Source organism: Pseudomonas fluorescens (genome assembly GCF_001307155.1).
GTDB classification, from domain to species: Bacteria; Pseudomonadota; Gammaproteobacteria; order Pseudomonadales; family Pseudomonadaceae; genus Aquipseudomonas; species Aquipseudomonas helvetica.
This window is the reverse complement of sequence record NZ_CP012830.1, coordinates 3,614,244-3,637,631: the sequence shown is the minus strand read 5'-3', so window position 1 is coordinate 3,637,631 and position 23,388 is coordinate 3,614,244. Positions and strand designations below refer to the sequence as shown.

23 protein-coding genes are annotated in these 23,388 nt (G+C 60.3%); 10 read left to right on the top strand and 13 right to left on the bottom strand.

Annotation, left to right across the window (positions count from 1 at the left end; all coding sequences use genetic code 11):
* The first annotated feature begins 31 nt into the window (after window positions 1-31).
* The 3 genes from AO353_RS16385 (at window position 32) to AO353_RS16375 (ending at window position 2,189) form a co-directional block, all read left to right on the top strand.
* Window positions 32-430, top strand: coding sequence for a YbaY family lipoprotein (locus AO353_RS16385; protein ID WP_054595896.1), 399 nt, complete (start codon window positions 32-34; stop codon window positions 428-430).
* A gap of 31 nt (window positions 431-461) precedes the next feature.
* Complete coding sequence (locus AO353_RS16380; protein ID WP_054595895.1) at window positions 462-1,151, top strand: DUF4197 domain-containing protein; 690 nt, start codon at window positions 462-464, stop codon at window positions 1,149-1,151.
* Window positions 1,152-1,814: 663 nt separating this feature from the next.
* Entirely contained in the window at window positions 1,815-2,189 is a 375-nt protein-coding gene (locus tag AO353_RS16375) for a DUF6124 family protein (protein WP_054595894.1), read from the top strand.
* Between the two features lie 58 nt (window positions 2,190-2,247).
* Here AO353_RS16375 and AO353_RS16370 read toward each other — a convergent pair whose 3' ends face one another.
* The 3 genes from AO353_RS16370 to AO353_RS16360 form a co-directional block, all read right to left on the bottom strand.
* Window positions 2,248-3,603 carry a Fic family protein gene (locus tag AO353_RS16370; protein WP_102667247.1) on the bottom strand — a complete coding sequence of 452 codons (1,356 nt, stop codon included), beginning with the start codon at window positions 3,601-3,603 and terminating at the stop codon, window positions 2,248-2,250.
* Window positions 3,604-3,784: 181 nt separating this feature from the next.
* A complete protein-coding gene (locus AO353_RS16365; RefSeq protein WP_054595893.1) occupies window positions 3,785-6,850 on the bottom strand; it encodes an efflux RND transporter permease subunit in 3,066 nt (1,021 codons plus the stop codon).
* A gap of 6 nt (window positions 6,851-6,856) precedes the next feature.
* Entirely contained in the window at window positions 6,857-7,945 is a 1,089-nt protein-coding gene (locus AO353_RS16360) for an efflux RND transporter periplasmic adaptor subunit (protein ID WP_054595892.1), read from the bottom strand.
* Window positions 7,946-8,038: 93 nt separating this feature from the next.
* Here AO353_RS16360 and AO353_RS16355 point away from each other — a divergent pair, with 93 nt between their 5' ends.
* Window positions 8,039-8,683 (top strand): TetR/AcrR family transcriptional regulator, encoded by a 645-nt coding sequence (locus AO353_RS16355; RefSeq protein WP_054595891.1) that lies wholly within the window; start codon window positions 8,039-8,041, stop codon window positions 8,681-8,683.
* A gap of 105 nt (window positions 8,684-8,788) precedes the next feature.
* Here AO353_RS16355 and AO353_RS16350 read toward each other — a convergent pair whose 3' ends face one another.
* Window positions 8,789-9,571: a class I SAM-dependent methyltransferase gene (locus AO353_RS16350; protein WP_054595890.1), complete on the bottom strand. Its 783-nt coding sequence runs from the start codon at window positions 9,569-9,571 to the stop codon at window positions 8,789-8,791.
* A 93-nt stretch (window positions 9,572-9,664) separates the two neighbouring features.
* On the opposite strand from AO353_RS16350, the gene AO353_RS16345 reads away from it, so the two are divergent.
* The gene (locus tag AO353_RS16345; protein ID WP_054595889.1) at window positions 9,665-10,285 is read left to right on the top strand and encodes a hypothetical protein; all 621 of its coding nucleotides are present in this window, start codon (window positions 9,665-9,667) and stop codon (window positions 10,283-10,285) included.
* A gap of 15 nt (window positions 10,286-10,300) precedes the next feature.
* On the opposite strand, the gene AO353_RS16340 is transcribed toward AO353_RS16345, so the two are convergent.
* The 7 genes from AO353_RS16340 to ppc form a co-directional block, all read right to left on the bottom strand.
* Entirely contained in the window at window positions 10,301-10,999 is a 699-nt protein-coding gene (locus AO353_RS16340; RefSeq protein WP_054595888.1) for an extensin family protein, read from the bottom strand.
* A gap of 16 nt (window positions 11,000-11,015) precedes the next feature.
* Window positions 11,016-11,837, bottom strand: coding sequence for an isocitrate lyase/PEP mutase family protein (locus AO353_RS16335; protein WP_054595887.1), 822 nt, complete (start codon window positions 11,835-11,837; stop codon window positions 11,016-11,018).
* Window positions 11,838-11,869: 32 nt separating this feature from the next.
* Window positions 11,870-12,730 (bottom strand): DUF72 domain-containing protein, encoded by an 861-nt coding sequence (locus AO353_RS16330; protein WP_054595886.1) that lies wholly within the window; start codon window positions 12,728-12,730, stop codon window positions 11,870-11,872.
* Window positions 12,730-13,038 carry a hypothetical protein gene (locus AO353_RS16325; RefSeq protein WP_054595885.1) on the bottom strand — a complete coding sequence of 103 codons (309 nt, stop codon included), beginning with the start codon at window positions 13,036-13,038 and terminating at the stop codon, window positions 12,730-12,732. The genes AO353_RS16330 and AO353_RS16325 overlap by 1 nt, the downstream gene beginning before the upstream one ends.
* Before the next feature lie 281 nt (window positions 13,039-13,319).
* Window positions 13,320-13,994: a tRNA (adenosine(37)-N6)-threonylcarbamoyltransferase complex dimerization subunit type 1 TsaB gene (gene tsaB, locus AO353_RS16320; RefSeq protein ID WP_054595884.1), complete on the bottom strand. Its 675-nt coding sequence runs from the start codon at window positions 13,992-13,994 to the stop codon at window positions 13,320-13,322.
* Window positions 13,995-14,087: 93 nt separating this feature from the next.
* Window positions 14,088-14,735: an adenylate kinase gene (gene adk / locus AO353_RS16315; protein WP_054595883.1), complete on the bottom strand. Its 648-nt coding sequence runs from the start codon at window positions 14,733-14,735 to the stop codon at window positions 14,088-14,090.
* 290 nt (window positions 14,736-15,025) lie between these two features.
* Window positions 15,026-17,656, bottom strand: coding sequence for a phosphoenolpyruvate carboxylase (ppc, locus tag AO353_RS16310; protein WP_054595882.1), 2,631 nt, complete (start codon window positions 17,654-17,656; stop codon window positions 15,026-15,028).
* Between the two features lie 194 nt (window positions 17,657-17,850).
* On the opposite strand from ppc, the gene AO353_RS16305 reads away from it, so the two are divergent.
* On the top strand, window positions 17,851-18,195 hold the full coding sequence (locus AO353_RS16305) for a hypothetical protein (RefSeq protein WP_054595881.1): 345 nt from the start codon (window positions 17,851-17,853) through the stop codon (window positions 18,193-18,195).
* A gap of 156 nt (window positions 18,196-18,351) precedes the next feature.
* Here the strand turns inward: AO353_RS16305 and AO353_RS16300 are convergent, their stop codons facing one another.
* Both AO353_RS16300 and AO353_RS16295 read right to left on the bottom strand, forming a co-directional pair.
* Window positions 18,352-18,678 carry a hypothetical protein gene (locus AO353_RS16300; RefSeq protein WP_054595880.1) on the bottom strand — a complete coding sequence of 109 codons (327 nt, stop codon included), beginning with the start codon at window positions 18,676-18,678 and terminating at the stop codon, window positions 18,352-18,354.
* Window positions 18,675-19,589 (bottom strand): alpha/beta hydrolase, encoded by a 915-nt coding sequence (locus AO353_RS16295; protein ID WP_054598252.1) that lies wholly within the window; start codon window positions 19,587-19,589, stop codon window positions 18,675-18,677. Before AO353_RS16295 ends, AO353_RS16300 begins: the two co-directional genes overlap by 4 nt.
* 379 nt (window positions 19,590-19,968) lie before the next feature.
* Between AO353_RS16295 and AO353_RS16290 the strand changes: the two genes are divergently transcribed.
* The 4 genes from AO353_RS16290 (at window position 19,969) to AO353_RS16275 (ending at window position 23,223) form a co-directional block, all read left to right on the top strand.
* The gene (locus AO353_RS16290) at window positions 19,969-20,883 is read left to right on the top strand and encodes a glutamate/aspartate ABC transporter substrate-binding protein (protein WP_054595879.1); all 915 of its coding nucleotides are present in this window, start codon (window positions 19,969-19,971) and stop codon (window positions 20,881-20,883) included.
* Window positions 20,884-21,074: 191 nt separating this feature from the next.
* Window positions 21,075-21,821 carry an amino acid ABC transporter permease gene (locus AO353_RS16285; protein ID WP_054595878.1) on the top strand — a complete coding sequence of 249 codons (747 nt, stop codon included), beginning with the start codon at window positions 21,075-21,077 and terminating at the stop codon, window positions 21,819-21,821.
* Complete coding sequence (locus AO353_RS16280; RefSeq protein ID WP_054595877.1) at window positions 21,821-22,492, top strand: amino acid ABC transporter permease; 672 nt, start codon at window positions 21,821-21,823, stop codon at window positions 22,490-22,492. The genes AO353_RS16285 and AO353_RS16280 overlap by 1 nt, the downstream gene beginning before the upstream one ends.
* Window positions 22,489-23,223 carry an amino acid ABC transporter ATP-binding protein gene (locus AO353_RS16275; protein WP_054595876.1) on the top strand — a complete coding sequence of 245 codons (735 nt, stop codon included), beginning with the start codon at window positions 22,489-22,491 and terminating at the stop codon, window positions 23,221-23,223. Before AO353_RS16280 ends, AO353_RS16275 begins: the two co-directional genes overlap by 4 nt.
* Window positions 23,224-23,388 lie beyond the last annotated feature (165 nt).

The following is a 23,388-nucleotide window of genomic DNA, read 5'->3' as shown; positions in this document are numbered from 1 at the left end:
GGTTCTGGCGCCCTCGATACGGAGATCTCCGATGAAAAAGCTCACCCTGCTCGCCGTCGCCGCACTGCTCGGTGCCTGTCAGAGCCCACAACCGGCGCCTAAAGCGTCCCTTGATGGCGAAGTCTTCTACCTGCAACGCATTGCCCTGCCACCGACCGCGACCCTGAGCGTCAGCCTGCAGGACGTATCGCTCGCCGATGCGCCGGCGGTGGTGCTCGATGAGCAGAAAGGTCCGGTCAAAGGTCAGGTGCCGCTGGCGTTTCACTTGAATTACGATCCGGCGCAGGTCAAACCCGGCCATCGTTATTCAGTGAGTGCACGCATCGAAGTCGATGGCAAACTGATGTTCATCACCACCGAACATAACGCGGTGCAACTGGACGGCAAGGATCCACAACCGTTGCGGATCCGTGTCGATTCCGCCCGGTAATTTCTACACTTCTCGAATAAGGAAGCTTTCCATGCTCCGTCCTTCCCTACGTCTGGTCGGCCTCTGTGCTGGCCTGCTGATCTCCGCCAACGCTCTGGCCCTGTCGCTGGGCAGTCTTTCCCAGGGCGAAGCCTCGGGCGGTCTCAAGGACGCCCTGGCCCAAGGGGCCGTAGCGGCCGTCACCACGCTTGGCAAACCGGGCGGTTTCAGCAACAACCCTGAAGTGAAGATCGAACTGCCGGGCAAACTGGGCAAGGTCGCCAGCAAGATGAAACAGTTCGGCATGGGGGACCAGGTCGATCAACTGGAAACCAGCATGAACAAGGCGGCGGAAGCGGCCATGCCGCAGGCCCAGGCGCTGCTGGTGGATGCGGTGAAAAAGATGACCGTGACCGATGCCAAGGGCATCCTCACCGGCGGTAAGGATTCGGCCACCCAGTACCTGGACAAGACCAGCCGCGAACAAATCCGCGCCAAGTTCCTGCCAATCGTTAAACAGGCCACCGACCAGGTGGGCCTGGCCAAGCAGTACAACTCGTTCGCCAGCCAGGCGGCAACCTTCGGCGTGCTCGATGCCAAGAGTGCCAACGTTGAAGGCTACGTGACGGAAAAGGCCCTGGACGGCCTGTTCAAGATGATCGCCCAGAAAGAAGAAGGCATCCGCGCCAACCCGGCGGAAGCCGCGACCAGCCTGGCGAAGAAAGTCTTCGGCGCGCTGTAACCCTCCCCCCGCTGATCGTTCCCACGCGCGGGAACGATCAATACAAGCGGGCTTGCCTTAATGCCTGTAAGTCAAGGAATGTCAGCCTCGGCACATTCCCTGTAGCAGCTGGCGCAGCCTGCGTTAGGTCTGGGCCGCATCCGGACGAAGCGGTCGCAAATAGGCGATATGCAGTGTTCCTGAAAGGACGAAGTTTGCCTTTTTGCGAGCGCTTCGCACTCGAACGCAGGCTTCGCCAGCTGCTACAGGGTCGCGTAACGGCTTGACTACGGGGATTAGGGCTTGCCCGCCCCCACATCAGTTTGGTGGTGTTTAATTGCATGGCGACTGCGTTCGTCACAAGCCACAGCGTCTTGCGTTGCGCCCTACACCTACGCCAGAATCCGCCGGCTTGTGCGCTTGGGCACTGGGCTCTATCGTCTCCGGGTCGCTGAAAATCAGCGATCGGGTTTGGTAGCCCGGTTTTTTTCCAAGGCGCACAGCGCCGACATTTCCACACGGTGGGCGGTTTCTTTTGGCCTACTGTTTGTTATGGCGGCTGTGCGCAGGGCGCCTTCGGGCGCACCGGTTTCCTTGGTGGCCGGGCTACCAACCTGCGTTCAGTCGCCACCCTATTGGTTGGTAGCCCATAGGTTGCGACTCCGTACACTGAGGAGTTTCGCCATGTTCAAGCCCACACCCAATCCCCCCGAAGCCGACGCCGAAAGCGTCTCCCCCTACGCGTCCCTCGACTCGAAAGAACTCCACGCCGCCGCCCACCGGGCGCTCGATCATTACCTGCTGTTACCTGAAACCAAGAAGTTGCTGACCGACCGCCGGCCCAGCTGCATCTTCGTCATCGCCCCGCAGGTCGACAACGAAACCCTATTGGCCCACGCCAGCGAAACCCTGGCCTCGGCCAATGTCATGGCCAGCGACCTGGCGTTTGAACTCGACGGCCCCAAACGCAACAGCGCACTGGCGATTCAGCAGATGGTCGCCCTGGCGGAACTGGCGGTAAACCGCGCGCTGGATAACATTGATCAGCCAGAGACTTAACAGCACCACCGCGTAGGAACAGCGGCAGGCTGCGATCTTTTGATGTTTGGATCGCAGCCTACGACCAGTCTGTTTTGATGTGTGATGACTCGCGCAAAAAGAACACCCACTCACGGCCCATCTTTTTCTTCTCGAACAGCTTCAACTCAACCAAACCATTCAAGGTCGTGGCCGCCGTGTTGTAGGAGCAGTTCAGGTTGTCCTTCACATTGACCGCGGTAAACTCCTTGGCCCTGCCGCTCTTGGCAATCTGAAACAGCGTGCGCTGCTTCTCGGTCAACTGCTCGAAAAGCCCGGATTCCTCCAGCCAGCGATCAAAACCTTCGGCATCAACCAGGCTTTTTTGATAAGCCGCCGTGAACCCGGTCACGGCCCGCAAAATCACCGAACACTGGTAATCGATGAAGTATGTCAGGTCCAGCGCGTCGCTCTCGGTATGCACATAAGACCGACCGTACTTCACCGGCGCATTGCGCAGCAGAATGCTGATCGCGATGTAGCGAAATGCCGAGAAGTCATTCTTGAACATGAACCAGTAAAACAACGCCCGCGCCACCCGGCCATTGCCATCGCGAAACGGATGCTCGTAGCCCAGGGCAAAATGCAGGGCGATGGCCTTGATCATCGGGTGCACATAATCAACGCGTAGAGGGTCGTCGTGGGACTGGTTGATCCAGCTCGCCAATCCATCGAGCCGAGCGCTGATGCCCGTGGCTGGCGGCGGTGTATGAACGGTATTGCCTTCGCCATCCTGCACCACCACTTGATCATTGCTGCGAAAAAGTCCCGGCGAATACAGCGCGTCATCAATGCCTTCGACGCCGACACGATGCAGTTGCCGGATCAGTTCGACACTCAATGGCTCGTGACGCTTCTCCCAGGCGAAGATCATCATTTTGTAGTTGCCGATGACCATTCGCTCGTCCGGGGTACGCGGCAGGCGATTGCGCTTGAGCATGTCCTTGGCCACCAGCGTGGTGGTCGCGGCGCCCTCGAGCTGGCTGCTGCTGATGGCTTCGTCTTCGATCAGGTCATTGAGCAGGTAACTGAAATGCGCCGTCTCACCGATATGATGAGTCATGTATTCCAGCGCGGCGGTCGTGGCCTGACGATCAACCGTCGAGAGGGTTTTCTGTGCCAGCGGTGTCAGAACGAACTGGCCCCATTGGCTCGGCTCGCCCAGCGGCAACAAACGCACGTATTGCGCCACGCGGGCCTTTTTCACCAAGGCCCAGCACAAAGTCGGATCAAGACCGGGCGGCCAGCGAAAACGCAGATCATCGAACGGCAAGTAACGCCCCTGATCATCCAGCGGCTTGAGCAGTGCCAGATAGTCGACCAGCTTTTCCTTGTGAGGCGATTGGCCGAGTGCGTCGAAAAGACTCGGGTCTATGGCTGGAGGGCTTTTTATCATCGCTGTCTCAAAAACTCGAGAAACTGAGTTATGAGTACAACATAACGACGCCCATGTCTCAATATCAGCCAAAACTGAGATATCTGTAGGAGCAATGCTTGCTCGCGATGCAGGCGACGCGGTCGACCTGATGACCGCGTTGATGCCATTGCGAGCAAGCTTTGCTCCTACGGTTCCTGTGTCAAACCGGTTCTTTCTTGACCCTGAACCACGCCGCATACAGCGCCGGCAGGAACAGCAAGGTCAGCGCCGTCGCGACGATCAAGCCGCCCATGATCGCTACCGCCATCGGGCCGAAGAACACGCTGCGTGACAACGGAATCATCGCCAGCACGGCGGCCAGTGCAGTCAGCACGATAGGCCGGAAGCGCCGCACCGTGGCTTCGATGATCGCTTGCCAGGGTTTGAGCCCGGCGAGGATGTCCTGTTCGATCTGGTCGACCAGGATCACCGAGTTACGCATGATCATCCCCGACAGCGCGATGGTCCCGAGCATGGCCACGAAACCGAACGGCTGACGGAACACCATCAGGAACAAGGTGACACCGATCAATCCCAACGGCGCTGTCAGAAACACCATCGCCGTGCGTGAGAAGCTGCGCAGTTGCAGCATCAGCAAGGTCAGTACAACCACGATGAACAACGGCACACCGGCATTCACCGAATCCTGGCCACGGGTCGAGTCTTCTACCGTGCCGCCGACGTCCAGCAAATAACCGTCAGGCAATTCGGCGCGAATCGGCTCGAGTGTCGGAAGGATCTGCTTAACCAGGGTTGCCGGTTGCTCCTTGTCATAGATGTCGGCGCGAATCGTCACGTTTGGCAAGCGGTTGCGGTGCCAGATAATGCCTTCTTCGAAGCCGTATTCCAGGGTCGCCACCTGCGACAGCGCGACACTTTTGCCGTTGTCGGTCGGCACCGCCAGGCTCGACAGCCGCGACAGTTCGGTGCGTTCGTGCAAGGTGCCGCGCAAGAGGATCTCGATCAACTCGTTGTCTTCACGGTACTGGCTGACGCTGGAACCTGTCAGAGAGCTTTGCAAGAACCTCGACAGGTTTGCCGTGCTCACGCCCAAGGCTCGCGCGCGGTCCTGATCGACGTTCAGGTACACCACTTTGCTCGGCTCTTCCCAGTCCAGGTGCACGTTGACCACATGCGGGTTCTCACGCACCTTGGCCGCGACTTTACGTGCCAGCGCGCGGACTTCTTCAATGTGTTCACCGGTAACCCGGAACTGCACCGGATACCCCACTGGCGGACCGTTTTCCAGGCGCGTGACCCGCGAGCGCAAGGCCGGGAATTGTTCGTTCAGGGTTTCGATCAGCCAGGTGCGCAGGCTTTCGCGCTCCTCGATGGTTTTTGCCAGGACCACAAATTGCGCGAAGCTCGCTGCCGGCAATTGCTGGTCCAGCGGCAGGTAAAAACGCGGCGAACCGGTGCCGACATACGCGACATAGTTGTCGATGCCCGCGCGCTCCTTGAGCATCGCTTCCAGGCGCTTGACCTCCTCGTTGGTGTTGCTCAACGAGGCGCCTTCGGCCAGTTTCAGATCAACCATCAGTTCCAGGCGCCCGGAAGCCGGGAAGAACTGTTGCGGCACAAAACGGAACAACAGCACCGAGGCCACGAACAGCAGGATGGTCAACGCGATCACGGTTTTGCGGCGGCGCACGCACCACTCCACCAGACGCCGAACGCGTTGATAGAACGGTGTGCCGTAAGGGTCCGGCTGACCGGCACCGTGTTTGGCAGCGTGAATTTTCGCCAGGTCCGGCAGGAGTTTTTCACCCAGATAGGGCACAAACATCACGGCGGCGACCCACGAGGCCAGCAACGCGATGGTCACCACCTGGAAGATCGAGCGGGTGTATTCACCGGTGCCGGATTGCGCGGTGGCAATCGGCAGGAAACCGGCCGCGGTAATCAATGTCCCGGTGAGCATCGGGAACGCGGTGCTGGTCCAGGCAAAGCTGGCAGCCTTGAGCCGGTCGTAGCCCTGCTCCATTTTGATCGCCATCATTTCCACGGCGATGATCGCGTCGTCCACCAGCAATCCCAAAGCCAGCACCAACGCACCGAGAGAGATCTTGTGCAGGCCGATTCCGAGGTAATACATGCAGGCAAACGTCATTGCCAGCACCAGCGGAATCGCCAGGGCGACCACCATGCCAGTGCGTACACCGAGGGAGAAGAAGCTCACCAGCAAGACAATCGCCAGCGCTTCCACCAGCACCTGGACGAACTCGCCGACGCTGCTTTTCACCGCGGCCGGCTGGTCGGAGACCTTGCGCAGTTGCATACCGGCCGGCAGGTTTTTCTGGATACGCTCGAACTCCAGCTCCAGCGCCTTGCCGAGCACCAGAATGTCGCCGCCATCCTTCATCGCCACGGCCAGGCCGATTGCGTCCTCGCCCATGAAGCGCATGCGCGGTGCCGGTGGATCGTTGAAGCCACGGTGCACATCAGCCACATCGCCGATACGGAAGGTCCGGTCGCCGACACGGATCGGAAAATCCCTGATCTGCTCGACCGTCTGGAAATTGCCCGTCACCCGCAGCTGCAAACGCTCACTGGAGGTTTCAAAGAACCCGGCGTTGGACATCGCGTTCTGTTCTTCCAGCGCTTGCTGCACCGTGGCCAACGGCAATCCCAGGGTGGCGAGTTTGACGTTGGACAGTTCAATCCAGATTTTCTCGTCCTGCAGCCCGAGCAAGTCGACCTTGCCCACATCCTTGACCCGTTGTAGCTGGATCTGGATACGGTCGGCGTAATCCTTGAGCACCGCGTAATCGAAACCCTCGCCGGTCAGCGCATAGATATTGCCAAAGGTAGTGCCGAATTCATCGTTGAAGAACGGTCCCTGAATCCCCGGCGGCAAGGTCTGGCGGATGTCGCTGATCTTCTTGCGCACCTGATACCAGAGCTCGGGGATCTGCGCCGAATGCATCGAGTCCCGGGCCATGAAGGTCACCTGGGATTCACCGGGGCGAGAGAACGAGACAATCCGTTCATACTCACCGGTTTCCATCAGCTTCTTTTCAATGCGCTCGGTGACTTGCCGCGAGACTTCCTGGGCCGCCGCCCCCGGCCAACTGGTCCTGATCACCATGGCCTTGAAGGTGAACGGCGGGTCTTCGCTCTGGCCCAGCTTGGTGTAGGACAACGCGCCGACGACCGCCAGCAAAATCATCAGGAACAGTACGATCTGGCGGTTATGCAGCGCCCATTCGGAAAGGTTGAAACGCATCGGGGATTACTCCTTGACCGCCAGATTGACCACGCGGTTGGAGCGATCCACCGGCCGCACTTGCTGGCCCTCGTGGAGCACATGAACGCCAGCGGCTACCACCCAGTCGCTGGGGTTGAGGCCATCAAGCACCGGCACGCTTTTCTCACCGAAGGCGCCGACACGAACCGGGGCCTTTTTCAGGGTGTTGTTGGCACCGACGACCCAGACGTACGTTGCACCGTTTTCTGCGGTGAGCGCCGAGAGCGGCACCGACAGCGGCACCACGTCAGCCAGTTGAATGAATACTCGGGCGCTTTGGCCGAGCTCGGCCGGCACCTTGCCAGCACTAAAGGTGATGCGCGCGGCAAAGGTCCGCGATTTTGGATCGGCGGCCGGCGACAGCTCACGAATACTCCCGGCGAACCGCTGGCCTTGCTGGGTCCACAGCTCAACGGTGACCGGCTGGCCCACCTTGAAACGGCCGAAGTTTTGCTCCGGCAGGCTGATCAGCACTTCACGCTCGCCGTCGGTGGCCAGGGTGAAGGCAGTTTGCCCGGCGGCCACCACTTGCCCGACTTCCACGGCGCGCTTGGCCACGACACCGTCATGTGGCGCACGCAGTACGGCGTAGCTGGCCTGGTTGCTGGCCACATCGAATTCGGCCTTGATCTGCTTGAGTCGCGCTTCGCCGGAGCGGTAGAGATTTTCAGAATTGTCGTACTGCGAGCGGCTGACCATCTGACGGTCCATCAGGGTCTTGTAGCGATCACGCTCGGCACGCACCAGGTTCAGGTTGGCCTCAGCGGCAGCAACCTGCGCGCGAGTCGCTTCCAGTTGCAGGCGTACGTCCTGGGGATCGAGTTCTGCCAGCGGCTGGTTGGCCTTGACCCTCTCCCCTTCCTCGACCAGCCGTCGGCTGACTTTGCCGCCAATACGGAAGGCCAGGTCTGGCTCGTAACGCGCGCGAACTTCGCCGGGATAGCTGTCCATCGCCTGCGCGGAAGGCTCTGGCTGAACCACCATGGCCGGACGCACGGTGACTTGCGCCGGCTCTTCGTGGCCGCACGCAGACAACAAGAACGCCAGGCTGACTGGCAAGGCATAGCGGAACATGGTGAACGACCTTTCGCTAATGGAGCTCGGAATATTTATACTGGCCGGTATGTTATTAATAGCAAACTCACCAGTCCAGTATTAAAGCGAAAAATGTCCAACAATCTTCCTGCATCCAACGGCCCCGGCCGCCCGAAGGATCTCGCCAAGCGCGAGGCGATCCTCGAGGCGGCGAAGCGTCTTTTTCTAAGCAATGGTTACGCAAGCACCAGCATGGACGCGGTGGCGGCTGAGGCCGGAGTATCAAAGTTGACCGTTTACAGTCACTTCAACGACAAGGAGACGCTGTTCTCCTCTGCCGTGATGGCCAAATGCGAAGAGCAATTGCCCACACTGTTCTTCGAACTGCCCGACGGCATGCCGATCGAGAACGTGCTGTTGAACATCGCCCGACGCTTTCATCTGCTGATCAACAGCGATGAATCGGTGAACCTGAATCGCCTGATCATGACGCTGGGGAGTCAGGACCCGAAACTCTCGCTGATCTTCTTCGAGGCAGGTCCGCAGCGGATGTTGCAGGGCATGGAGCGCTTGCTGACGAAGATCGACCAGATCGGCGCCTTGAGCATCGACAAGCCACTGAATGCCGCCGAGCACTTTTTCTGCATGCTCAAAGGCGCAGCAAATTTTCGCTTGCTCTACGGCTGCGGCGACCCCCTGACCGGGGACGCGGCCGAGGCTCACATACAGGAAGTGGTGGGGTTGTTTATGCGGGCATATCGGCCGGATTCGGCCTGATAGATAGGTAGCGTCTGGGCGGACGCTATCGCGGGCAAGCCTTGCTCCTACAGGTCAGACAATTCTGTAGGAGCAAGGCTTGCCCGCGATGGGGGCGACACGGTCCTAAGGCTTGAGCGCTTTCTTGGGGTAGATGTCGTAGCGGCTGGACTTGCCGTCCAGCGCATGGCTCGGCTTCGGCCCTTCGATGCAGGGCGCCTTGCGCGGGCGTTTGACCACCACCCGGTGGCTGGCCAGTGCGAGCGCAGCTTGAAGCAGGGCCGGTGCGTCCGGGTCATCGCCTACCAACGGGCGAAACAGGCGCATTTCCTTCTTCACCAACGCGGTTTTCTCACGATGCGGGAACATCGGGTCGAGGTAGATCACCTGCGGCGGCTCACCTTCCCAATTGCGCATCAACTCGATCGAGTTGCCCTTGAGCAAGGTCATCCGCGCGACAATCGGCGCCACCTCAAAATCTTCCGCCGCGCGGGCCAAACCGTCTTCCAGCAACGCGCCAATCAACGGCTGACGCTCGATCAGGCTCATTTCGCAGCCCAGGCTTGCCAGCACAAAACCATCCTTGCCCAGCCCCGCCGTGGCATCCAGCACCTTCGGCCGCACGCCTTGAGCGACGCCGACAGCCTTGGCGATCATCTGGCCGCTGCCGCCACCGTACAACCGGCGATGGGCCGCGCCGCCCTCGACGAAGTCCACCCGCACCGGGCCCGGCGCATCCGGGCCGAGCTGTTGCAACTGCAAGCCGTGCTCACCCACTTGCAACGCAAACTCGGCATCGTCCAGCAACAACGGCAAGTTCAATCGCTCGGCCCAGTGCTCGGCACGTGCCTGAAACGCTTCGGCCAGGGCCTGGACTTTGATGCGGCTGGCCGCGGGTTGCTCACTCATCAGAAAACACACTCAAAAAATTAATGATCGGCAAAAACGGCCGATAACAAAACTATCGAGCATTTTGCCAGAGCTGAGCGTCGACCGAGAGAAATGTCAGACATTCAACGCACATCAGTAGGCTACATCTCGCCCCACGGCGATTATGGCCTGCGTAATTCCCAAGCACTGAGCGGCGTCAGTCACCTGTGGCAGGATTTTTTTGCCCAGGCACTGGCCGATCAATTGGGCGATGCTGCACCGGAGCCTGGCAATTACCCCCCCGTCGCCATCGATGGCCCGGTCGAACCGACCGTTGGCGCGGAACTGCTCGAACACATCGTCACGCAGCGCACCTGCGACGTGAAGGACACCGAAGTCCGCCCGCCTGAGCCGCTGTTCCTGCCGATTGCCGAATTCGAAATGGACCTGGCAGACAAACCGTTTCCGCCGTTCCCGCCGCAAGAAATTCTCGCGCAACAGAAGCAACAAGACTTCGAAAGCGCTTGGGTGCGCCCGATCGTCCTCGCTGCCGGCCAGCCATTGCCCGCGCCAGGCCCGGCACCGCAACCGCGTCCGTTGCACCTGCCGATTGCCGAGTTCGAACTCGACCTGCTGGATAAACCGGCAACCCCTTATCCGCATGAAGAGCTGGCCGAGCAACAGAAGCAATTCGACTTCGATAACGGCTGGGCCCGCCCGATCGTCCTGCAAAACCTGCGCATCGCCGCCTGAGCCTCAACTTCAGCCTCAGCGACACACCCACCACGGCCCGACATCCAGATGAAAATGGTTGCGATGGGCTGCGTTGTAGTCCGGGCTCAATACCACGCTAAACATGTCACACGCGCCATCGCGAACCTTGCGTAGAAAGCGCGCATCGTCATTGTCCTTCGGCCAATCGCGCAGCACGCTGATACTGCGCCCGTCCGCCAGGCGAAAGCCGGCGATATCCAGTGCATCGGCCGTCGCGTGCTGGCTGCGCGAGCCGTTTTCGAGGTTGTACATATTGCGGCAGGCAAAACTGCCGAGGTGATCGACCCGCGCTACCGCCTGCCCATACATGGCCTGCGCCGCCGGTTGCAGGGCATGCCGCTCGAACAGCACAAACGCCACCGCCAGCGGGCAACTGGCGAGAAAGCTGCTGCTCAGCGCCACCTCGCCGCCCTGCACGCGCAGGGTGTTGTTCAGCGGGCAATCGACGTCCGGGTTGCTGTCGACCTGGCGGGTGAACTTCAACCCGGCACCGCTGAGCACCTGATCGCAGAGCTGAGGGTTATCGCGCAGCCTGATCAATTTGAAGCGCGTCAGCAGGTTCGGCGTCGCCCGGACATCCAGCGGCGCCCAAGGGTTCCAGGCCGCTGGCAACGACAGCCAACCGCGCCAGACACCCACCAGCAAGCCGCCCATCACCAGCATCACCGCCAACAGCACTTTCAGAAACCGCACGACAACTCCCTGTGGATCAGCCTTTGAACAACTGATTGATCTGCCCAAACGGCAGCGCGCGGTCGGCGAAATCGAAGGTGCCGTGCGACTGAATTTCCTGCGCGGCCTGATAGAACGCACCGTAGGCCGCACGGGCCATGGCCGAGCCGACGCTGATCCGTTTGACGCCCATTTCACTGAGCTGCGCGACGCTCAACTTGAGACCGCCGGACATCAGCACATTGACCGGTTTCGGCGCCACCGCACGGACCACCGCCAGTATCTCTTCAGCGTTGCGCAGGCCCGGCGCATACAGCACATCGGCGCCCGCTTCGGCAAAGGCCTGCAAACGGCGAATGGTGTCGGCCAGGTCCGGATTCCCGTGCAGGTAATTCTCGGCACGCGCGGTCAGGGTGAACGGGAACGGTAAACTGCGGGCGGCCGCGACCGCCGCTTCGATTCGTGCTACGGCGTGTTCAAAGCAGTAAATCGGGCCGTCTTCACGGCCGGTAGCGTCTTCGATCGAACCACCGACCGCGCCGGCAGCGGCGGCACGCAGCAGGCTCTCGGCGGACTCTTGCGGGCTGTCGGCGAAACCGTTTTCCAGATCGACTGCGACCGGCAGATCGCTCGCGGCGACAATCGCCCGAACGTTGAGCAGTGTCTCTTCGAGTTTGACCGCGCCATCCGGGCGGCCCAGCGAAAAAGCATAACCGGCACTGGTCGTCGCCAGCGCCTGGTAACCCAGGCCGGCAAGCATTTTTGCCGAACCGGCGTCCCACGGATTGGGAATCACAAAAGCTCCGGCACCTTCGTGTAAGGCCTTGAAGGCCTGAGCTTTAAGGGTTTGCGCATCCATTGGCTCACTCCTGCAGAAGGGAAAACCCGTCGTCAGAGCAACCCAAGCTGCTCGGCGGCGGGTTCTCTATATAGCTCAGGCAGCGCCGGCAAGCCAGGCAAACGCGTCATCAACCGAGTATGAAAGCGTTGTGCCAAAGCGGCGGCCAGCAGGTTGTCGGCGGTGTGCAGGAAGATATACGGCGTGCGGCCCTCTTCGATCCATTGGGCGATTTTCTCGACCCATGGCGTCAGGAACGTATCGTTGGCTTCAAGCAGCGGATGGCCGATGAAACGCACCTGCGGGAATTGAGTAAAAGCCGCCGGGCGCGGTGGCACCTTGGGCTTTTTCGCTTGCGCATGCAGCACCGAAGGTTCAGTCGACGTGCAACTGAATAGCGCCCGTGGATCGAGGCAAATGCGCTCCACGCCACGATCCAGCAACAGCCGATTGAGACTGCGCTCGGCATCGCCTTTGGCGAAGAAGTCCCGATGCCGCACTTCAACGGCCAACGGCCGCTGCAGCCCATCGATAAACCCGGCCAGTTCGCCCAGCCGTTGCGGGGTAAAGGCTGCCGACAGTTGCAACCAGAGCGGTGAAACCCGCTCACCGAGCGGGCTGAGCAATTGCACGAAGGTTTCGGCGGCGCTCAGTTGCTCGCGCAGGTCGCCGCCGTGGCTGATGTCGCCGGGGAATTTGGCGGTGAAGCGAAAATGTTCCGGCATCGTCTGCGCCCAGCGCTCCACCGTCGCCGGCGCAGGGCGTGCGTAGAACGTGGTGTTGCCTTCAACGGCGTTGAACACCTGTGAGTACAGGCCGAGAAACTCATTGGGACGGGCGTTTTGCGGATACAGGTATTCGCGCCAGGCGTTTTCGCTCCAGGACGGGCAACCGAGGTAATAAGGCAACCGCATCAGATGTGCAGGTCGAGACCCAGCACTTCCATATCCCAATCGACGAAAGCCGCGGTGCTCAGGTAGCTGGCCAGGGCCATCGCCACGCTTTTGCTCATGGCGCGATGGTAGATCATGTCCTGCTGACGGGCGGGGAGATTGCTCAGGCGTTGCGCAGAAGCCTTGGCGGCGCGGGCGGCCAGTTGCTCCTCAGAAGGAAACTCCTGCTCGCCATCGATATCCTCGATGGACTCGTCCACCGACACATCGCCTTTGCGTGGCTTGCGCTTGATGGGGTAGGACTGAGAGGCAAAGCCGTCTATGCGCATAGGTACAAACTCGCTATCGATGATGGCAATTTAGCGGCACTTACCAGTGTGCGCAAACTCCCAAGTGATAACTAGAGCACAGAAACCGGAAAAGGTTTAAAAGCGCGCGGCAGAAACTGACAATTGGCTGCGCCCCTGTGGCGAGGGAGCTTGCTCCCGCTCGGGGGCGAAGCGCCCGCAGATTAACCGACGCGGTACATCTGACGAAATGAGGCTGCGGATTTTGGGGGCGCTTCGCACCCCAGCGGGAGCAAGCTCCCTCGCCACAAAGGCACTCGGATTCACTTGGCTTTGGGGGTTGCCACTTTGTCGCGCAGGTAAACCGGTTGTGCGTCGTCGGCAGGGATGCCTTCGCCGCGTTCCCAGGCGAAACGGGCCAGGGTCAGCAAGTCTTCGGCGTGAGGCAACATGCCAGCATCCTGGCCGATCAGGTTGACCGCGATGCGCTCGCCATAGCCCCAGCCGGTGCCCGCGCCAAACCAGTCGCCCGTGGCCTCTGCCGGCAATGCCGCGACTTCTGGCGGCAATACCGCTTCAGCCCCCACCAGACGCATTTCGCCCGCGGTTTCGCGGTAGCAGCCCCAATAGACTTCATCCATCCGCGCATCGATGGCCGCCGCAACCTGATGTGCACCGTGCTCGCGCAATGCGCGCTGCGCCAGTACCGCCAGGTTGGACACCGGCAACACCGGACGATCCAGCGCAAACGCCAGGCCCTGAACCACGCCAATGGCGATTCGCACGCCAGTGAACGCACCTGGGCCGCGACCAAAGGCAATCGCATCGACCGCTTGCAAGGTGGTGCCCGCATCCGCCAGCAACTGCTGGATCATCGGCAACAACTTCTGCGCATGCAGGCGCGGGATCACCTCGTAATGACTCGTGACCTTGCCGTCATGCAGCAAGGCAACGGAGCAAGCTTCAGTCGCGGTGTCCAGGGCCAGCAAGGTGCTCATCGATGTTTCCGTAAAGAGAGTTGGAAAAAGTCCGCCAGTATAAACAACAACGGCCCGCAAGCGGGCCGTTGTAGGTAAAGCAAATCAGCTTTCTCAGCTCAGCGCTTCAAGCACCTTGCCGGTGATCGCTTCGACCGAACCGACGCCTGCGATGTGGCTGTACTTCGGCTTGCCTTGGGCAGCCGACAGTTGCTGGTAGAAATCCACCAGTGGTTTGGTCTGGGAATGGTAGACCGACAGACGATGACGCACGGTTTCTTCAGTGTCGTCTTTACGCTGCACCAGCGCTTCGCCGGTGACGTCGTCCTGGCCCGCGACTTTCGGCGGGTTGTAGACGGTGTGGTAAACGCGACCGCTGGCTTCGTGTACACGACGACCGGCGATACGCTGGACGATTTCTTCGTCATCAACGGCGATTTCAACCACGTGATCCAGTTCTACACCGGCATCGACCAGGGCTTCAGCCTGAGGAATGGTGCGCGGGAAACCGTCGAACAGGAAGCCATTGGCGCAATCGGGCTGAGCGATACGATCCTTGACCAATGCGATGATCAGGTCGTCGGAGACCAGGCCGCCTGCGTCCATGATGCTCTTGGCTTTAATGCCCAGCTCGGTGCCGGCCTTGACGGCAGCACGCAGCATGTCGCCGGTGGAGATCTGTGGAATAGCGAATTTTTCAGTGATGAACTTAGCCTGAGTACCTTTACCGGCCCCGGGAGCTCCCAGCAGAATGACGCGCATCGATGTGCTCCTCAATTTCTTATTTAGATAACGATCGGATTTGCCGCGTGGGGCCAATCTCAAAAATAGGGTCGTGGGCCGCCCAAACGGCCAAAGGCTGATCAAGATACACAGCAGGCCCTGACCACACAAGCCGCCGAAAGTCGGAGCAACCCGTGCCTGTTATACCCTGGCGAGGAGGCGATCCAAGTCGCAACCCCATAACAAAGTGTCGCCTGACAAGCGCGACCGGCCCCCGCGGACCGGTCGTTTGTCGCAGTAAAATTGCCTGCGACACCCCGCAAAAGACCTTAGCCGGTATTGCGCAAACCGGCGGCAATCCCCGCCACAGACACCAGCAACGCCTGCTCCACCGGGCTGCCCTGCACCACATCCGGCTGTCGCGAGCGCGCCAACAGTTCAGCCTGCAATAGATGTAGCGGATCGAGGTAGGTGTTGCGCAAACGGATGAACTCCAGGGTGTCAGGGCTATGGGCCAGCAGCTGCGACTGACCGGTCAGGCCAAGGACCACGGCACATGCCTGCGACAATAGGTCGCGTAAATGCACACCCAAAGGTAACAATTCCGGCGCAACCAATCGCTCGTCGTAGGACTGGGCAATGTCCGCGTCAGCCTTGGCCAGCACCATCTCCAGCATGTCGATGCGTGTGCGGAAGAACGGCCACTGCTCACGCATCTGCGCCAGCAACTCGCCCTCACCGCGCGCCAAGGCGTTGCTCAACGCCGCTTCCCAGCCAAGCCAGGCCGGCAGCATCAGGCGGGTCTGGGTCCAGCCGAAGATCCACGGGATCGCCCGCAGGCTTTCGATCCCGCCAGCACGACGCTTGGCCGGACGGCTGCCGAGCGGCAGGCGCCCCAGCTCCTGCTCGGGCGTGGATTGACGGAAATACTCGACGAACTGCGGATTCTCCCGCACCACGGCGCGATAAGCGCTGACGCCATCGGCCGCCAATTCGTCCATCAGGCCGCGCCATGCGGGTTCCGGCGGTGGCGGCGGCAACAGCGTTGCTTCGAGCACCGCCGCCAGATACAGGTTGAGGTTTTGCTCGGCGATGTCCGGCAAGCCGAACTTGAACCGAATCATTTCCCCTTGCTCGGTGGTACGGAAACGCCCGGCCACCGACCCCGGCGGCTGCGACAGAATCGCCGCGTGCGCCGGGCCACCGCCACGGCCCACGGTGCCGCCGCGACCATGGAACAACAGCAGTTCAACTTGTTGCTCGCGGCAGATATCCACCAAGCGTTCCTGCGCCCGGTACTGAGCCCAGGCCGCCGCCGTGGTGCCGGCGTCCTTGGCCGAGTCGGAATAACCGATCATCACTTCCTGTGGGCCCTGCAACCGCGAGCGGTAACCCGGCAGCAGCAACAGTTTCTCGATCACCGGGCCGGCGTTGTCGAGGTCGGCGAGGGTTTCGAACAGCGGCACGACACGCATCGGCCGCAGCACGCCAGACTCTTTAAGCAGCAGCTGCACGGCGAGCACGTCCGAAGCAGCACCCGCCATGGAGATCACATACGAGCCGAGCGACGCCGCCGGCGCCGCGGCGATTTCGCGACACGTCGCCAGGACTTCGGCGGTGTCGGCCGAAGGTTTGAAATAGGCCGGCAGGAGTGGTCGACGATTGTTCAGCTCGCCCATCAGGAAGCTGATGCGCGCGTCCTCGTCCCAGTCTTCATAGCGACCGAGCCCGAGGTAGTCGGTGATTTCGGTCATCGCCGACGCATGCCGCGATGAGTCCTGGCGCACGTCCAGTCGCACCAGGAACAGGCCGAACGTCACCGCCCGACGCAGGCAATCGAGCAACGGACCATCGGCGATTACGCCCATGCCGCATTCATGCAGCGATTGATAGCACAGCTCCAGCGGATCCAGCAGCTCGCGGTTGTTTTGCAGCACGTCGGCCGGCGCCGGGGTGCTTGCGGTCAAGGATGCCTGCGCCCAGTTACGGGTCGCGCGCAGGCGTTCACGCAGTTGTTTAAGCACTGCACGGTAAGGTTCGGCGCTGTCCCCAGCCTTGGCCCGCAACGCGGTGCTGGCCTGCTGCATCGACAACTCGGCGGCCAGTTGATCGACATCGCGCAGGTAAAGGTCGGCCGCCATCCAGCGCGCCAACAGCAGCACTTCACGGGTCACCGCCGCCGTGACGTTCGGGTTGCCATCACGGTCGCCGCCCATCCACGAGGCGAAGCGAATCGGCGCCGCCTCCAGCGGCAAGCGCAGACCGGTGGCCGCATGCAGCGCCTGGTCGGCCTTGCGCAGGTAGTTGGGAATCGCCTGCCACAGCGAATGCTCGATCACCGCAAAGCCCCACTTGGCTTCATCGACCGGGGTCGGCCGGGTGCGGCGAATTTCTTCGGTGTGCCAGGCTTCGGCGATCAGGCGCTGCAAGGTCGACTTGATCTGCTCGCGCTCGGCGCGGGTCAGGTCACGGTGATCCTGTGCCGCCAGTTGCGCGGCGATGGCGTCGTATTTCTGGATCAAGGTCCGGCGGGCGACTTCAGTCGGATGCGCCGTCAGCACCAGTTCGATCTCCAACCGTCCCAATTGCCGCGCCAGCGCGTCGCTGCCATGCCCTTCAGCCCGCAGGCGGGCGAGCAGTTCGGGCAACACCCGCGCCTCGAACGGTGCCGGTTGGGACTCTTCGCGGCGGTGAATCAACTGATATTGCTCGGCGATGTTCGCCAGGTTCAGGAACTGGTTGAACGCTCGCGCCACTGGCAGCAGTTCATCTTCAGTCAACTGGTTGAGGCTGGCGCGCAGTTCGGCGTCCGTCGAGCCACGACGGTCAGCCTTGGCACCCTTGCGGATCAGCTCGATCTTGTCGAGAAAGCCATCCCCGTACTGCTCACGAATGGTGTTGCCCAACAACTCACCCAGCAGGTGAACATCCTCGCGCAAGCGTGCATCGATATCAGTCATCAGCAGTTCTCCAGCGAATGGCGGTCGACTCCAAGAGTGCCGTCCACAGCGGGTTCTTACAAGTCAGACGACAAATCGACGGTAAATCCTGAAGGTTGGGGCTAGTCTGAAGAATAAGCCGTACAAAGGCTTGCCACCGGCCACGGCCGGACACTCATCTCCCCTGCCACCAGCAGGTGCCTATTGAGGTCATTATGAAAATCCGTGAGCTAGCCCAACATTGGGAAGAAACCGCCAAAGGCCGTCTGACCAAGACCGGCTACACCATTCACCTGGACGTCGAAGCCGCGGCGCGGTTGGCGGCGCTTACCGAGATGTACCCCAAACGCCACCCCGAAGAACTGCTGGGCGAACTGATCGGCGCCGCCCTGGAAGAGCTCGAAGCGAGTTTCCCTTACATCAAGGGTCAGCACGTGGTCGCAACCGATGAGGAAGGCGACCCGCTCTACGAAGACGTTGGCCCGACACCGCGCTTTCTCGAATTGTCGCGGCGCCATTTGCACGATTTATCGGCTCAGAACGGCAAGCAAAAACACTGAGGACCTGTGGCGAGGGAGCTTGCTCCCGCCGGGCCCCACAGCAGTCGTAACTCGACTGAGGTGGTCTATCTGAAACAACGAGGTGACGGCTTTCAGGCCTGCTTCGCAGGCCAGCGGGAGCAAGCTCCCTCGCCACAAAGGTTCACGTCGCTGGGATTACTGTTCGAGCTGCGGAGTCTCTTGCCCCATGCAACGCACGGCTTTTTTCTTGTTGTTGACCAGCACACCCGTCAGGCCTTTCTGTTCGGTGTCGAACAGCACCAGTACGCCATCGACGCACTGGGCGACTTGCGCGGCCGGCTCCAGGGAGACTTTGTAGTCTTCACCCGGTATGGTCTTGAGCATGGTGAAGTCGCTGAGCAGCAGCGCGTCTTCCGGTTTGGCGAAGTGCAGGTAACCGTAGAACCACAAGGCCCCGACGGTGCCGAGGATGCTGCAGATACCGGTGATGATCAGCGGGATGGCGTTACGTTCTTCACTCATTGCGGACTCTCTGGAGGTTCAACTTCTGAATTCGGGGGTGCCGGGTAATTGGGCGTTTCGCCCAAGCGGCGCAGACCGTTGAAGTGCTGCGGGTCATCGAGGTAACGCAGCATGACAGTGCGCCAGATCGGGACGCTGAAGGTCTGCACGTGCCCGCCTCGGGTCAATTGCAGGACCTTGGGCGCGGGCGCAGCTTGATACAGTCGGATGCCATTGGAAAGAGGCACGAGCGGATCGTCGATGCTGTGGAAGATCAGTTTTGGCACGCGATTGAGCTGCGGCATGGCGTAGATCGCGCTGTCGGCGTCCGGCACCAGCCAGGACAACGGCACCTGAAACGGCCAGGTCATCCACGACGAACTCAGTGCAAACCGCCCGACATCCCGGTAACTGGCCGGCACGCTGTCGAGGACCAGCGCCTTGAGCCGGGGCTGACGCTCGGGGTGTTCAGCCAGATAATGCACGACCAGCGCACCGCCAAGGCTCTGACCCAGGACGATCAACGGTTTGCCCTGAACTTCTGGCGCCTGGTCCAGCCATTTGAATGCAGCGTCGATGTCCTGATAGATCGCCGGAAGGCCGGGTTTACCCTGCGACAGCCCATAGCCGCGATAGTCCACCAGCAGCACCTGGTAACCCTGCTTCGGTAGCCACCAGCTGGCCCCAAGATGCCCGGCGAGATTTCCGCCATTGCCGTGCAAGTGCAGCACCGTGCCCTTGACCGCTACGCCTTTTTTGGCCGGCAGCCACCAACCGTTGAGTTTCACGCCGTCAGCGCTGGTCAAGGTGATGTCACGGTATTCAAGCCCGGCTCTTTGCGGGGTAAACGGCAGACCGGGATCGGGGTAGAACAGCAAGGAGCTGCAACCGCCGAGGGTCAGGAGAAGGCAAAGGATGCCGAGGACTTTCATCCGTTGAAACCCCGCAATGAAGGTGAAGAACTCCGCTGCCATTCAGATCATCAGCATCGCGGTCTGCGGCAACTCACAGGGGATCGCATTCCAGCGTAGGCGCTGCCGCGGGCTGCGATTTTTGCATTCGGTTTTCCGAACGCGACCCATCAGTCGATTCGGTTAACCGGACTATCACGTCCTGAATCCAATCCTGTAAAAATTTAATATCCTTTAAAATCAATAAGTTGATTGATAAATTCTGAACTGGCACGACTCATGCTCTACAACTTGGGACGAATGCCTGATGTGCCAACACTTCAGGAGCCGTCAAGGCATTCAGCAGTACAAAAGAGCCGACAAACTGGCTCCATATAAAAACAATGTAGAGGAAAATTTGATGCGCATCGTTCCCCATATCCTGGGCGCAGCCATTACGGCCGCTCTGATCAGCACGCCAGTTTTCGCCGCCGAACTCACCGGCACCCTGAAAAAGATCAAAGAGTCCGGCACCATTACCCTGGGGCATCGCGACGCTTCTATTCCGTTTTCCTACATTGCAGATGCTTCCGGTGTACCGGTCGGCTACTCCCACGATATTCAGCTGAAAATCGTCGAAGCCATCAAGAAAGACCTGGACATGCCAAACCTGAAGGTCAAGTACAACCTGGTCACCTCGCAAACCCGTATTCCACTGGTTCAAAACGGCACTGTAGACGTCGAGTGCGGTTCCACCACCAACAACACCGAGCGTCAGCAACAAGTTGACTTCTCCGTTGGCATCTTCGAAATCGGCACCAAGCTGCTGTCGAAAAAAGACTCGACCTACAAAGACTTCGCCGACCTCAAGGGCAAGAACGTCGTGACCACCGCCGGCACCACGTCCGAGCGCATTCTGAAGTCGATGAACGCCGACAAGCAGATGGGCATGAACGTCATCTCCGCCAAAGACCACGGCGAATCCTTCCAGATGCTGGAATCGGGCCGTGCTGTCGCCTTCATGATGGACGACGCCTTGCTGGCCGGTGAAATGGCCAAGGCCAAGAGTCCGACTGACTGGGCCGTGACCGGTACTGCTCAGTCCTATGAAATCTACGGCTGCATGGTCCGCAAGGGCGACGCGCCGTTCAAGAAGGCTGTAGACGACGCCATCGTCGCGACCTACAAGTCCGGCGAGATCAACACTATCTACGGAAAGTGGTTCACCCAGCCAATCCCGCCAAAAAACCTGAACCTGATGTTCCCGATGAGCGACGAGCTCAAGGCCCTGATCTCCAACCCGACCGACAAAGCGGCTGAAGAAAAGAAATCCTGATTTCTGACTAACCCACCTCCTGACAGGGCCTGCGCCCTTTCAGGAGGCTGTCACTACCTGCTGGCACTTTCTGGAAACACTCGAACCGGTGGTTGTCGAGCCGATCGCGTGTGCCTGATCGTCGAGATCAGAGGGAACGGAGTTTCCCCAGGCAGGCACTTGTACATCGATCGATCTGAGGGGAGACCCTAATGAATTACAACTGGGATTGGGGCGTGTTCTTCAAGTCCACCGGCGTGGGCAGCGAGACCTATCTCGACTGGTTCATCACGGGATTGGGCTGGACCATCGCCATCGCCATCGTGGCCTGGATCATCGCCCTGATGCTGGGCTCGGTGCTCGGCGTCATGCGTACCGTACCGAATCGCCTGGTATCGGGCATCGCCACCTGCTATGTGGAACTCTTTCGTAACGTACCGCTGCTGGTTCAGCTGTTCATCTGGTACTTCCTGGTGCCCGACCTGTTGCCGCAAAACCTGCAGGACTGGTACAAGCAGGACCTGAATCCGACCACCTCGGCCTACCTGAGCGTCGTCGTGTGCCTGGGCCTGTTCACCGCCGCCCGAGTGTGCGAGCAAGTGCGCACGGGTATCCAGGCGCTGCCGCGTGGCCAGGAATCGGCCGCCCGCGCCATGGGCTTCAAGCTGCCGCAAATCTACTGGAATGTGCTGCTGCCCCAAGCCTACCGGATCGTCATTCCGCCGCTTACCTCGGAATTTCTCAACGTCTTCAAGAACTCCTCCGTCGCCTCCTTGATCGGCCTGATGGAGCTGCTTGCACAGACCAAACAGACCGCGGAGTTCTCCGCCAACCTGTTCGAAGCCTTCACCCTGGCGACCCTGATCTACTTCACCCTGAACATGAGCCTGATGCTGCTGATGCGTATGGTCGAGAAGAAAGTTGCGGTGCCCGGCCTGATTTCCGTGGGGGGTAAATAATGGATCTCGATTTCAGTGGCGTCGTACAGGCCGTCCCCGGCATGTGGAACGGCATGGTCATGACCCTGCAACTGACGGTACTCGGCGTCGTCGGCGGGATCATCCTCGGCACTCTCCTGGCGCTGATGCGCCTGTCCCACAGCAAGCTGCTGTCGAACATTGCCGGCGCTTACGTGAACTACTTCCGCTCGATCCCGCTGCTGCTGGTGATCACCTGGTTCTACCTGGCGGTACCGTTCGTGCTGCGCTGGATCACCGGCGAAGACACGCCGATTGGTGCATTCACCTCGTGCATCGTGGCCTTCATGATGTTCGAAGCGGCGTACTTCTGCGAAATCGTCCGGGCCGGCGTGCAGTCGATTCCCAAGGGACAGATGGGCGCAGCCAAGGCCTTGGGCATGGGCTACGGCCAGATGATGCGCCTGATCATCCTGCCGCAAGCGTTTCGCAAGATGACTCCGCTGTTGCTGCAACAAAGCATCATCCTGTTTCAGGATACCTCGCTGGTCTACACGGTCGGCCTGGTGGACTTCCTCAATGCTACGCGGGCCAGTGGCGACATCATCGGCCGCGCCAATGAGTTCCTGATCATCGCAGGTCTCGTGTACTTCACAATCAGCTTTGCCGCCTCACGGCTGGTCAAGCGTCTGCAAAAAAGGTTTGCCGTATGATTTCTATCAAGAATGTCAACAAGTGGTATGGCGACTTCCAGGTACTGACTGATTGCAGCACCGAGGTCAAAAAAGGCGAAGTGATTGTGGTGTGCGGACCGTCTGGCTCCGGCAAATCCACCCTGATCAAATGCGTCAACGCCCTGGAACCGTTCCAGAAAGGCGACGTGGTGGTCGATGGCACCTCCATCGCCGACCCGAAGACCGACCTGCCGAAACTGCGCTCGCGCGTTGGCATGGTGTTCCAGCATTTCGAACTGTTCCCGCACCTGACCATCACCGAAAACCTGACCATCGCGCAGATCAAGGTGTTGGGCCGCAGCAAGGAAGAAGCCACCAAAAAGGGCCTGCAACTGCTTGAGCGCGTCGGCCTTTCGGCTCACGCCCACAAGCACCCGGGCCAGCTCTCCGGTGGTCAGCAACAGCGTGTGGCGATTGCCCGTGCACTGGCGATGGACCCGATCGTCATGCTGTTCGACGAACCGACCTCGGCGCTCGACCCGGAAATGGTCAATGAAGTGCTCGACGTGATGGTGCAACTGGCCAACGAAGGCATGACCATGATGTGCGTAACCCACGAAATGGGCTTCGCCCGTAAAGTGGCGGACCGGGTGATCTTCATGGATCAGGGCAAAATCATCGAAGACTGCAAGAAGGAAGAGTTCTTCGGCGACATCAACGCCCGCTCGGACCGCGCGCAGCACTTCCTCGACAAGATTCTGCAGCACTAAAACCGGCAACCGCTCCCTGTTGGAGCGGGCCTGCCTTTGTGGCGAGGGAGCTTGCTCCCGCCGGCCGGTCCGCGCTCGGGCACAGCAGTCGTAAACCAGTCAGTGCGGTGTGTCAGATTAAATGCATTGGCAGGTTTTAGGGCCGCTTCGCGACCCAGCGGGAGC